General features: G+C 53.6%; 13 protein-coding genes. 8 read left to right on the top strand and 5 right to left on the bottom strand.

Annotated features, from left to right (window positions below; all coding sequences use genetic code 11):
• Positions 1 to 15 precede the first annotated feature (15 nt).
• Positions 16 to 567 carry a 1,6-anhydro-N-acetylmuramyl-L-alanine amidase AmpD gene (gene ampD / locus NQH49_RS03620; RefSeq protein ID WP_008108575.1) on the bottom strand — a complete coding sequence of 184 codons (552 nt, stop codon included), beginning with the start codon at positions 565 to 567 and terminating at the stop codon, positions 16 to 18.
• Between the two features lie 181 nt (positions 568 to 748).
• Here ampD and nadC point away from each other — a divergent pair, with 181 nt between their 5' ends.
• The 4 genes from nadC (at position 749) to hofC (ending at position 4,847) form a co-directional block, all read left to right on the top strand.
• Entirely contained in the window at positions 749 to 1,645 is an 897-nt protein-coding gene (gene nadC, locus NQH49_RS03615; protein WP_256695619.1) for a carboxylating nicotinate-nucleotide diphosphorylase, read from the top strand.
• Between the two features lie 178 nt (positions 1,646 to 1,823).
• Positions 1,824 to 2,267, top strand: a complete 444-nt coding sequence (ppdD, locus tag NQH49_RS03610; protein WP_154154180.1) for a prepilin peptidase-dependent pilin — start codon at positions 1,824 to 1,826, stop codon at positions 2,265 to 2,267.
• Positions 2,267 to 3,655, top strand: a complete 1,389-nt coding sequence (gspE, locus tag NQH49_RS03605; RefSeq protein ID WP_256695618.1) for a type II secretion system protein GspE — start codon at positions 2,267 to 2,269, stop codon at positions 3,653 to 3,655. The genes ppdD and gspE overlap by 1 nt, the downstream gene beginning before the upstream one ends.
• Entirely contained in the window at positions 3,648 to 4,847 is a 1,200-nt protein-coding gene (gene hofC, locus NQH49_RS03600; RefSeq protein ID WP_256695617.1) for a protein transport protein HofC, read from the top strand. Before gspE ends, hofC begins: the two co-directional genes overlap by 8 nt.
• A 33-nt stretch (positions 4,848 to 4,880) precedes the next feature.
• On the opposite strand, the gene NQH49_RS03595 is transcribed toward hofC, so the two are convergent.
• On the bottom strand, positions 4,881 to 5,921 hold the full coding sequence (locus NQH49_RS03595) for a GMP reductase (RefSeq protein ID WP_256695616.1): 1,041 nt from the start codon (positions 5,919 to 5,921) through the stop codon (positions 4,881 to 4,883).
• Positions 5,922 to 6,139: 218 nt separating this feature from the next.
• Here NQH49_RS03595 and coaE point away from each other — a divergent pair, with 218 nt between their 5' ends.
• Genes coaE through yacG form a run of 3 tightly spaced genes read left to right on the top strand, consistent with a single transcriptional unit; the run spans position 6,140 to position 7,702 of the window.
• The gene (gene coaE, locus NQH49_RS03590) at positions 6,140 to 6,748 is read left to right on the top strand and encodes a dephospho-CoA kinase (protein ID WP_256695615.1); all 609 of its coding nucleotides are present in this window, start codon (positions 6,140 to 6,142) and stop codon (positions 6,746 to 6,748) included.
• Between the two features lie 4 nt (positions 6,749 to 6,752).
• A complete protein-coding gene (gene zapD / locus NQH49_RS03585; protein ID WP_256695613.1) occupies positions 6,753 to 7,496 on the top strand; it encodes a cell division protein ZapD in 744 nt (247 codons plus the stop codon).
• 8 nt (positions 7,497 to 7,504) lie between these two features.
• Complete coding sequence (gene yacG / locus NQH49_RS03580) at positions 7,505 to 7,702, top strand: DNA gyrase inhibitor YacG (RefSeq protein WP_064737573.1); 198 nt, start codon at positions 7,505 to 7,507, stop codon at positions 7,700 to 7,702.
• Positions 7,703 to 7,728: 26 nt separating this feature from the next.
• Here yacG and mutT read toward each other — a convergent pair whose 3' ends face one another.
• Entirely contained in the window at positions 7,729 to 8,124 is a 396-nt protein-coding gene (mutT, locus tag NQH49_RS03575; RefSeq protein ID WP_101762107.1) for an 8-oxo-dGTP diphosphatase MutT, read from the bottom strand.
• A 186-nt stretch (positions 8,125 to 8,310) separates the two neighbouring features.
• Between mutT and NQH49_RS03570 the strand changes: the two genes are divergently transcribed.
• Entirely contained in the window at positions 8,311 to 8,697 is a 387-nt protein-coding gene (locus tag NQH49_RS03570; protein WP_008108595.1) for a winged helix-turn-helix domain-containing protein, read from the top strand.
• Positions 8,698 to 8,737: 40 nt separating this feature from the next.
• On the opposite strand, the gene secA is transcribed toward NQH49_RS03570, so the two are convergent.
• Positions 8,738 to 11,443 carry a preprotein translocase subunit SecA gene (gene secA, locus NQH49_RS03565; RefSeq protein WP_256695612.1) on the bottom strand — a complete coding sequence of 902 codons (2,706 nt, stop codon included), beginning with the start codon at positions 11,441 to 11,443 and terminating at the stop codon, positions 8,738 to 8,740.
• Between the two features lie 76 nt (positions 11,444 to 11,519).
• Entirely contained in the window at positions 11,520 to 12,020 is a 501-nt protein-coding gene (gene secM / locus NQH49_RS03560) for a secA translation cis-regulator SecM (protein WP_256695611.1), read from the bottom strand.
• Positions 12,021 to 12,051 lie beyond the last annotated feature (31 nt).

Below are 12,051 nucleotides of genomic sequence, written 5' to 3'. Positions count from 1 at the left end.
CCCGCTCCTGCTGTATCAGGGATTCTCCTGCCTGATGGATTCTTTATAGCGCAACCAGTCAAAAGAGGAACCGGGATCGGTTTTCCGCTCTGGTGCGATATCGCTATGGCCGGTGATGCGCGCAGGCGTCAACGGATAGTGCTGCAGCAGGAGGTGAGTCACCTGTTGCAAAGTCGCGTACTGCGCATCGGTATAGGGCAGCGTATCAGTGCCTTCCAGTTCAATGCCCATGGAAAAATCGTTGCAGCTTTCACGTCCTTCAAACTGCGACACGCCGGCGTGCCAGGCGCGCTGATCGAAAGAGACATATTGCACCAGCTCGCCGTCGCGGCGGATTAAACAGTGCGCCGCCACGCGTAAATGGGCGATGTCCGCAAAATAGGGATGCGCATCGGCAGGCAACGTGCCGGTAAACAACCGATCGATCCACGGCCCGCCAAACTCACCGGGCGGTAAGCTGATGTTGTGAATCACCAACAGCGAGGGCACTTCATCATTTGGACGCTGATTGAAGTGTGGTGAAGGTACTTTACGCGCGCTGGTAATCCAGCCCTCTTCCAGTTTCATGCTGTTAAATCCTAAGCAAAATCAGGCTGAGAATAACATGTTTCACTCAACAGGCTTGCGACTTAATGCGCCGCGCAGGTGAGTTCAGGATACTAAACATTTCACCACCAGCAACTGGCAATGACCGATAAATCAGGCTAAGGTGAGCGCACAAAATCTCGTCTTGTGGAGTGGCAAAACCATGGCAACGCGTCGTTACGATCCCGATCATCGCCGTCAGGAACTGATTAAACGTATTGAACAGGATATCCCCGAAGCCGTTGCCCGGGCGCTTCAGGAGGATTTAGGCGGCGAAGTGGACGCGGATCGCGATATCACCGCGTTGCTGCTGCCGGCAGAAAAACAGGCGGTGGCAAAAGTCATCACCCGTGAAGCCGGTGTTTTTTGTGGTAAACGCTGGGTGGAAGAAGTCTTTATCCAGCTTGGCAATAAAGTCACTCTTACCTGGCATGTTGAAGATGGTCAAACACTGGTTGCCGATCAGCTGCTGTTCGAGCTTACCGGTCCGGCGCGACTGCTGTTAACCGCAGAGCGCACCGCGCTCAATTTCGTGCAAACACTGTCCGGCGTGGCCACCGAGGTCAGCCGTTATGTCGCCCTGCTGGCGGGCAGCGAAACTCAGTTGCTTGATACGCGCAAGACCTTGCCAGGCCTGCGTACCGCGCTGAAATATGCAGTGCTGTGCGGTGGCGGTAACAACCACCGTTTAGGCCTGTCGGATGCTTTTCTTATCAAAGAGAACCACATTATCGCCAGCGGCTCGGTACGTAACGCCGTAGAAAAAGCGCTTTGGCTGTCGCCCGATGTGCCGGTAGAAGTTGAAGTCGAATCGCTGACGGAACTGCAGGATGCCATCGATGCCGGAGCGGACATCATCATGCTCGATAACTTCAGCCTTGAGATGATGCATGCAGCGGTTGCGCTAACCAATAAGCGCGCGCTGCTGGAAGTCTCAGGCAACGTAACCGAAACCACGCTGCCGCAAATTGCCCAGACCGGCGTTGATTATGTCTCTGTCGGCGCGCTGACCAAACATGTGCGTGCGCTGGATCTGTCGATGCGTTTCCGCGAACTTTGATGCTCTACGCCTGCCGCCTGTTAGCGCGGCAGATATGCGAGATGGCTTCCAAAACGCTGTTCTCTGCGCTGTAATCCTGACGATTCTCTGCGTGATACTTTCCAGCCTTGCGCAGGCCTGACTTCCGCTTTCCCTCGCCCTTTTCTACCGTAGCGGCTCCACAACAAGGAGCCTCACTATGGACAGACAACGCGGTTTTACTCTTATCGAATTGATGATTGTGATTGGTATCGTCGCCATTCTCAGCGCCATCGGTTTACCGGCCTACCAAAACTACCTGCAACGCGCAGCGCTCACCGACATGCTGCAAACCATGGTTTCGTACAAAACAGCCGTAGAACTCTGCGCCATTGAACGTGGCGGACCGGCGCAGTGTCAGGCAGGACAACGCGGTATTCCGGTGGCCAAAGGGTCGCGCTATGTGGCAACGCTCAGCGTCGTTAATGGAACCATCAACCTGACCGGCCAGGAAAGTCTCAGCGGATTGACGGTTGAAATGCTGCCAATCTGGAGCGCAACCGATGGCACGTTGAGCTGGCAACGCAGCTGCACCAGCGATAACAGCAGCCTGCGCGATAGCTGCCTCGAGCAGTTCCGCTTTGCTGATAAGGATGCCAACTGATGGACAATCCTAATAGTGCGCTGCATGCGTTGTGCGCACGTTATCAGGCAGTGATACTGCATCACGACGCCACGCTATTGCGCGTAGCGGTAGCAGACACGCCCGATCCACTGCTGCTGGAGGCGTTACAGTTCGCTAGCCAGTGCAAGGTGGATGTCGAGTGCTGGCCTGCAGCACGCCTTGAGCAGTTACTGCACGAACCGGATGCCGCCGCAGCACCGCGAGAACACGCCAGCGCTGAGTCAGCGATTAACGCGGTCGATCAGATTTTGCGTCAGGCCATTCAGCGCCGAGCCTCAGATGTGCATTTCGAACCACAGCGCCAGGGATTACGGGTGCGCCTGCGCATCGATGGCGTGTTGCACAAACTGCCTCAGCCCTCAGAAGCACAACCCGCTGCAATCCTGGCGCGCCTGAAAATCCTCGGTGGATTGGACATCGCCGAACGGCGTCTACCGCAGGACGGACAGTTTACGCTGGAAATAGACGACAAACTGGCAGCGTTTCGTCTTTCAACACTGCCGGTAAGCCAGGGTGAAAAAGCCGTGGTACGGCTGCTGCAAAGTGAAAACAGCGCCATCACGCTCGATAAACTCGGCATGCCCGCCGCCCAACTGCGCTTGCTGAAAAGTGCGCTGGCGAAACCGCAAGGTTTGATTCTGGTCACCGGTCCCACCGGCAGCGGTAAAACCTTCACGCTCTATAGCGGATTAAGCGCGCTGAACGTGCCGGAAAAGAATGTATGCAGCGTGGAAGATCCGGTTGAGATTCCGCTGGATGGCATCAATCAAACGCAGATCCAACCGCGCAGCGGGCTCGATTTCAACCGTGTACTGCGCGCCCTGCTGCGCCAGGATCCCGATGTGATTATGGTCGGGGAAATTCGTGATGCCGAGACGGCAAGCATTGCCGTTAAAGCCGCGCAGACCGGCCATTTGGTGCTTTCCACACTGCATACCAACTCAACCGCCGAAACACTGACGCGCCTACGCCAGATGGATATTCCCGGCTATTTGCTGGGTCCCGCTTTGCAGTTAGTGGTGGCGCAGCGTCTGGTCAGACGCCTATGCGTGCATTGTCGCCAGCCGGGACAAGCTATCGCCCATCTGCCGGCCGAACTCTGGCCGGGCACGCTGCAAACCTGGCGAGCGCCCGGCTGCGATCACTGCTTCTCCGGCTATTACGGGCGGCTGGCGCTGTTTGAAATCTTGCCGGTAACCAGCAAATTGCAGAATGCTATTTCGGCAGATATGCCGCTGGAACATCTGCTCACGCTGGCAAATGAACAGGGAATGAAAACCTTGCTGGCTGCGGGGCTGGAAGCGGTTAGTCGCGGCGATACGTCTTTTGAAGAGATGCAGCGCGTGGTGGGATTGGGCGATGGCTAATCTCTATCATTTCCGCTGGCAGGCGCTCGATACCATGGGCGTGCTGCAGGAAGGCGAATCACTTAACGCCAGCCAGGATGCGTTGTTCAATCAACTCTCCGATCGCGGCATGCTGCCGGTGAGCTGGCAGCGTGGAAAATGCTGGCGTTCGCGCGACTGGAAGTGGCAGCAAAAAATCGACCTGGTGCGGCAACTGGCGACGCTGCTGAAGGCCGGTTTGCCGCTGGCGGAAAGTTTGATTCTGTTGGCAGAAGGCCATCCCCATGCCGGTTGGCGGGTATTACTTAAGGGATTGCAGCGCCGCGTTATCGCCGGTGAGCCCTTCTCGCAAGCCTTGCAGGAGTGGCCGCAGATCTTTCCACCATTGTTTCCTGCTTTGATGCAAGTGGGTGAGTTAACCGGCCAGCTCGATGAGTGCTGTCGCCAGTTGGCACAGCAGCAAAGTAAACAGCAATACTTACGGCAGAAAGTGGTCAAGGCGCTGCGTTATCCGCTGTTTATCTTGCTGGTGGCGCTGGCGGTCAGTGCTGGCATGCTACTGTTTGTTTTGCCGGAGTTTGTCTCCGTCTATGCCAGCTTTGATGCACCGCTGCCCGCTTTTACTGCCGCAGTGATGTCGCTCTCAGAACTACTGCAAAAAGCTGCACTGCCGCTGTCGCTGATATGCGCCGTATTTATCGGGATTGTGCTGCAAACTTATCGTCGTTCAGTAGCGTGGCAAAAGCGCGTACATCAATGGCTGCTGCGCATGCCGCTGTTATCACCGCTGTGGCGCGGCGGGCAGCTCAGCCAGATATACGCCATCCTGCAACTTACGCAGCAATCCGGTTTAACCCTGCTACAAAGTCTGCAGGCGGTTGAGGTGACGCTGGTTTCCCGGTTGTGGCGCGATGCCATCATTCAGTTGCAGCAGCACATTGCTGCGGGTGCGCCGCTGCATCAGGCGCTGCAACAACATCTGTTGTTCACTCCCCTTTGTGCCCAGCTAATCCGGGTTGGCGAAGAAGCGGGTGCGCTGGATGTGATGCTGGCGCGTCTGGCGGAATGGCATGAAGCGCAAACGTTAGCGCGCGCTGATGCTCTGGCAGCATCGCTGGAACCGATGATGATGGTGGTAATTGGCGGAATTGTTGGCACCTTAGTAATTGCGATGTATCTGCCGGTATTTGGTCTTGGCGATGCAATTCGCTAACGGGCACGCGCGATGCGCGCCCGATGTCTGAGATCAGCGCGTGAACACGCGGTTCTCTTGTTCAGCAACGCGGATAAAGGTGGTGCGTTTCGTCAGCTCTTTCAATCGTTCCGCACCGACGTAGGTGCAAGCTGAGCGTAAGCCACCGAGGATATCTTTAACCGTCTCCTCAACCGGGCCACGCACCGGAAGGCGCACGGTTTTTCCTTCCGCCGCACGGTATTGCGCCACACCGCCAACGTGGCGTTTCATTGCCGACTCGGAGCTCATGCCGTAGAACAACATAAATTTCTCGCCCTGCTCTTCAACGACGGTTCCTTCGCATTCGTCATGGGCCGCAAGCATGCCGCCGAGCATGGTGAAGTCTGCGCCACCACCGAAAGCTTTGGCAATGTCACCTGGAACCGAGCAGCCGCCGTCGCTGACGATCTGTCCGCCTAAGCCGTGTGCCGCATCCGCGCACTCAATAACGGCTGAAAGCTGAGGATAGCCAACGCCGGTCTTCACGCGTGTGGTGCAAACCGAGCCAGGACCAATGCCCACTTTGACAATGTCTGCGCCAGACAAAATCAGCTCTTCCACCATTTCACCGGTGACCACGTTACCTGCGCAGATGGTTTTACCCGGGAAGCTTTCACGCACGCGCAGCAGGAACTGAACAAAATGCTCAGAGTAACCGTTAGCAACGTCGATGCAGATAAAGTTAAGCTGCGGCGTTAACGCAAGAATGGCGGATAATTTGGTGAAATCTGATTCGGAGGTACCGGATGAGACCATCACATGATTCAGCACCGCCGCTGGCACGCGCTGCACAAATGCCTGCCACTCTTGCACGCTGTAGTGTTTATGCACTGCGGTCAATACGTTAAAACTCGCCAGAGCTTCAGCCATCGTGAAAGTGCCGACGGTATCCATGTTGGCGGCAATAATCGGAATGCCACTCCAGTTCAAGCCTGAGTGTTTAAAGGTGAAGGTGCGTTCCAGTTCAACCTCGGAACGACTTTTCAACGTGGAACGTTTTGGGCGGATCAAAACATCTTTAAAGCCCAGTTTTAGATCTTCTTCAATGCGCATAGCTGATTATCCTGGTTAGTGACGACGAACCGCGGTTCGGGTAGCGCTCACGGCTCCAGTGTCGTTATCATACGCACCATTCGTTCCGCGACAAGACTGCGAATTTCACTTTATTTAGGCTACAATCCCTTAAATTTAGCTGAGAAAAATGATTGTGATCATGCTCTCATCTTGCTGTGGTTAATCGCCGCTCACGATATAAATTTTGCGAGAACGTTATGCCTTATACCGTTGCGCTCACCGGCGGCATTGGCAGTGGTAAAACCACTATTGCCAACGCTTTCGCAGCGCTGGGCGTTGATATTATTGACGCTGACGTCATTGCCAGAGAAGTTGTTGAGCCTGGAACGCCTGCCCTAAAGGCGATTGCTCAGCGTCATGGAGACACCATTCTCACGGCAGAAGGCACGCTCTATCGTGCACGGCTTCGTGAAATTATTTTCCAGCAGCCGCAAGAGAAAAACTGGCTCAATCAATTGCTTCATCCACTCATTAATGCCCGCACGCAACAATTAAAGTTACTGGCTACTTCACCTTATGTGCTTTGGGTGGTGCCGCTGTTGGTCGAAAACGGCTTACAGCATCAGGCCGATCGCGTGTTGGTAGTGGATGTGGATACCGCCACGCAGTTGCAACGCACACAACAGCGGGATGGCATTTCGCTGAGTCAGGCGAAAAATATTCTTGCCGCACAGGCCAGTCGCGAACAGCGCATAGCCTGTGCGGATGACATCATCGATAACAGCGGTACACCTGAGCAGGTGCTACCGCGCGTTGCTGAGCTTCACCAGCGCTATCTACGCCTGGCAGCAACCGGAAAGGATTAACATCATGAGCACAGTTGTTATGTTTGAACACCCTTTGAACGAGAAGATGCGTACCTGGCTGCGCGTCGAATATCTGATTGATCAGTTGCATGAAACGGTGCCGGTTAGCAGTTCGGTATCAGCACTTGGCGTGTTCCGCATCCTCAGTGATTTGCTGGATATTTTTGAGCGCGGCGATATGCGCACTGAATTGCTAAAAGAACTGGAGCGCCAACAGCAAAAATTACGCGCATGGCTGGATGTGCCGGGCATTGACGAACTGCGCGTGAATAATTTGCGTCAGCAGTTGAAGCAATACTCAAGCGAACTGATGGCGGCACCGCGCATGGGCCAACAGTTACGAGAAGATCGACTGGTTGCTCTGGTGCGTCAGCGTTTGAGCATTCCTGGCGGCTGCTGCAGTTTCGATCTTCCAAGCCTGCATATCTGGCTGCATCAGGAACAAGCGGTGCGAGATGTTCAGGTCAATGGCTGGCTGGAATCACTGAATCCGCTGCGTAATAGTTTGACGATGATCCTCGATTTAGTGCGACAGTCTGGCATCTTTCGTCATCAAACCAGCCTCAACGGCTTTTATCAGGATAACGCCGAAGGATCTGATTTGCTGCGCCTGCAATTAACGCTGGAAGACGCGCTGTATCCGCAAGTATCGGGCCACAAAAGCCGTTATGCGATTCGTTTCCTGCCCTTAGACAGCGAACGCGGAGAAGTACCCGCACGACTGAATTTTGAATTAGCTTGTTGTTAGAGGAAGTTATGCCGGAAGAGATGATTACCGTACCTTGCCCCAACTGTCGTCGCGATGTGATTTGGGATGAATTGAGCCCGTGGCGGCCATTCTGCAGTAAACGTTGCCAGCTGATTGATTTAGGTGAATGGGCAGCAGAAGAGAAACGCATTCCCAGCAGCGGTGACCAGATGGACAGCGATGACTGGAGCGAAGAACAGCAGTAAAAGTAAGGGGCCTACTGCCCCTTCACTTAAATCTCGCCAGCCACTAATCGGCTGATCAGTTCATGGTTCGCAGGCGGAAATTCATCCGCGACCAAATCCTGCTGTTCGACCCAACGCTGTGGCTGACCTTCGCGGCCATAAGGTTCGCCGTTCCAGCCTTCAACCAGAAAGAAATGCAGCGTAACGCGCAGATCTTCATAACTGTGATCGGCCTGACCAATTGCGCTTGCCGATGTGACTTCAATACCGGTTTCTTCCATCAACTCACGCTTGAGCGCCTGCTCGGCAGATTCATCTTGTTCAATTTTTCCGCCAGGAAACTCCCATTTATTCGCCATATAGGAGCTAGCCGCACGCTGGGCAAGGAAGATTTGACGTTCTGTATTGCGAATGATGCCCACCGCAACCTGCAGGTGTTTCATAAGCTGGATTCCGCTTTTAATAAATGAGCGCTGAGTGTAAATCAGACATGGAGTGATGTTAACCGTTGAGAGGAAAGTGACGTCCCGCGCCGCACAAAAGCCAGTGATTAAGACATGTCGTAATGATCGCAACCGGGAATGTTGGGAATACTCGCAGCCACTTTCTTCTGCCAAACCCGATTACCTATGGAATTCAAAGAAACAACGTTTCTGGCGCAAAATACGCCGGAACAATTACATGCTCTACGCCATCTGGTATTTCATGACATCCTGACGTTAGACAGCGCTCAGAACACCTTAACATGGTGGCCTGAACACAAAGTTATTTCGTTGAATGAAGCGCAAAAACGATTTTTCTCCTGCCTGCTGCTACGGATTACCTCCAAGCGTCAGATTATTGCCACGGTGTGGAATGAGAGCTATCCAAGTATCAGCGATAACAATTACCATCAGCTACTGTTCCAAAGCCGAGCGCTGTTGAAGCGAGCTGGCTTGCCGGATGGTCTGCTGGTGACGCTGCCGTATCATGGCGTGCGCCTAAATGAAGAGAAACTAATGGCGATAACTCGCTAAATCGTAAGCGAAAAAAAGGAGCCCGAAGGCTCCTTTTTTATCAGGCCAGACGACCGTGGCACTGTTTGTATTTTTTGCCAGAACCACATGGGCAAAGATCGTTACGCCCTACTTTACGCTCTCCGCCTTGTGCGGCTAACGCTTCGGCTGCGGCGGTGGCATCATCAACGTGGCTCAGCTGTTGCTGCTGCGCTAAACGCTCTGCTTCTTCACGGCGCTGCTGCTCCATCGCTTCCACTTCTTCTGGCATACGCACCTGAACTTTGCTTAGGGTGCTGATCACTTCGTATTTCAGTGATTCCAGCATCGCCGCAAACATAGAGAAGGATTCACGCTTGTATTCCTGCTTCGGATCTTTCTGCGCATAACCACGCAGATGAATCCCCTGACGCAGATAATCCATCGCCGCCAGATGCTCTTTCCACAGCGAATCCAGCGTTTGCAGCATCACGCCTTTCTCGAAGTTGCGCATCATCTCTTCGCCTACCACTTCTTCCTTAGCCGCGTAGCTTTCCGCCGCGTGGGTCATGATACGTTCGCGCAGCGTCTCTTCATGAAGATCGGGCTCTTTATCCAACCATTCAGCAATAGGCAGATTGAGATCGAAGTCGTTACGCAGACGCTCTTCGAGACCGGCAACATCCCACATCTCTTCCAGTGACTGCGGCGGAATGTAGGTATCAATAGTAGTTTTGTAGACATCTTCGCGGATGCTGTTGATGGTTTCAGACACATCAGACACATCCAGCAGTTCGTTACGCTGGCTGTAGATGGCGCGACGCTGATCGTTGGCAACATCATCGTATTCCAGCAGCTGTTTACGAATATCGAAGTTACGGCTTTCCACTTTACGCTGAGCATTGGCAATCGCTTTGGTCACCCATGGATGCTCAATCGCTTCGCCTGGCTTCATGCCCAGTTTACGCATCATGTTAGATACGCGATCAGAAGCGAAGATGCGCATCAATGCATCTTCCATCGACAGGTAGAAGCGTGAAGAACCGGCATCACCCTGACGACCCGCACGACCACGCAGCTGGTTATCAATACGGCGAGATTCGTGACGCTCAGTACCAATGATGTGCAGACCGCCCGCAGCCAGTACCGCATCGTGACGCAGCTTCCATGCCTCTTTCATCGCCTGAATCTGCTCTTCAGTTGGCTCGTCCATTGCGGCGAGCTCAGCCTGCCAGCTACCGCCCAGCACGATATCGGTACCACGACCCGCCATGTTGGTTGCGATAGTAACCGCTGCAGGTTGCCCCGCCTGGGCAACGATATCCGCTTCGCTGGCGTGGAATTTGGCATTCAGTACGCTATGTTTGATGCCAGCGCGTGTCAGTTCGTTGGACACGACTTCCGATTTTTCAATCGAAATGGTCCCCACCAACACCGGCTGCCCTTTGGCGGTACAGGCACGGATGTCTTCGATAATGGCGTCGATCTTCTCTTTCTCGGTCATGTAGACCAGATCGGCCATATCTTTACGCACCATCGGACGATTAGTTGGCACCACGATAGTGTCGAGCTTATAGATGGAGCTGAATTCAAATGCTTCGGTATCTGCAGTACCGGTCATACCGGCCAGTTTCTCGTAGATACGGAAGTAGTTCTGGAAGGTGATGGAAGCCAGCGTCTGGTTTTCATTCTGGATTTCCACGCCTTCTTTCGCTTCAACCGCCTGATGCAAACCATCTGACCAACGGCGACCTTGCATGGTACGCCCGGTGTGCTCATCAACGATGATCACTTCGCCATCTTTAACGATGTAATCAACATCGCGAGTGAAGAGTGCATGAGCACGCAGCGCCGCAGTAACGTGGTGCATCAACATGATATTGGTCGGTGAGTAGAGTGACTCGCCTTCTACCATGATGTTTTGGCTAACCAGTAACTCTTCAACTTTTACCAGACCGCGCTCGCTCATGTGTGCCTGGCGCGCTTTTTCATCGACCCAGAAATCGCCTTCGCCCTGGAAGGTTTCAGAGTCTTCTTTTTCCTGACGCACCAGATGCGGGATGATCTTGTTAACTTTGGTATACAGTTCAGAACTGTCTTCAGCCGGGCCAGAGATGATCAGTGGCGTACGCGCTTCATCGATCAGGATTGAGTCGACCTCATCCACCAATGCGTAATGCAATTTACGCTGCACGCGCTCTTCCGGGCTGAACGCCATATTGTCGCGCAGGTAGTCGAAGCCATATTCGTTATTGGTGCCGTAGGTGATGTCAGCGGCATAAGCTGCACGCTTCGCCACGGCTGGCATGTTTGGCAAGTTGATACCGATGGTCAGGCCAAGGAATTCAAACAGTGCACGGTTATTTTCAGCATCACGCTGCGCCAGATAGTCGTTGACGGTAACCACGTGCACGCCTTTGCCGCTTAATGCGTTCAGGTAAGCGGGCAAGGTCGCAGTCAGGGTTTTACCTTCACCGGTACGCATCTCTGCGATGCAGCGCTCGTTGAGCACCATGCCGCCAATCAGCTGCACATCAAAGTGACGCATACCGAAGACGCGCTTACTCGCTTCACGTACGGTAGCAAAGGCTTCAGGAATCAGGCTCTCAAGGCTTTCGCCTTTTTTCAGGCGCTCACGGAACAGGTCAGTTTTCGCTTTCAGTTCATCGTCAGAGAGCTTAACGAAATCCGGCTCCATCTTATTGATGACATCTACGATTTTACGCATACGGCGCAGAGTACGATCGTTACTGCTGCCAAATACTTTAGTTAACAATTTGATTAACATGATAAATTTTTCTCAATTCAGTCGTGATCTCACGGACTGCAAAATCTGATACAGGATGTGGAAAAAACGTTAGCAGTTAAGCAATGAAAGGCCCGGCGCGGATGCCATGAATAGCAGCCTGCCAATCAGCAGAAGAATGGATTTGTGGTTCGTTGTTACGCAGGTTTTGTTGCGGCTCAACAACAGTCAGCGCTTGCGCGTGAGAAGTCAGCAGCGCCTGAAGCGAACCAATCAACGCTAGCTTTTGTGCCGCCAGCGGCACAGCTTGATCGGCTTCCGCCTGAGCGGGCGGCGTCATGCTAAACGAAAGGTGGCGAATAACCGTGCGAATCGCATGCTGGTGCCAGTAATCGACGTTGAAATTCGGTCGACGCACGCTTTCCTGCAGACGAATCAGATGATCAAAGTGGACAACATTGCCGACAAACAGGCTACTGATCGGCGAATCATTTGCTTTGGGCTCAGCACTTTGCGCGCAGGCAGGCAAGCCTAAACTGGCCGCCACCATCCCCAACAGGAGATGTGGCCAGAAATAGCGTCTACCTAATTGTCGCCAGCGTGAGAAAATCCCGATCACAATCCGTCCACAATGCATTGAATAAAGTGAT

The organism is Pantoea trifolii (genome assembly GCF_024506435.1).
GTDB lineage: Bacteria > Pseudomonadota > Gammaproteobacteria > Enterobacterales > Enterobacteriaceae > Pantoea > Pantoea trifolii.
The sequence above is the reverse complement of the archived record's forward strand: the minus strand, read 5'-3'. Positions and strand labels throughout refer to the sequence as shown.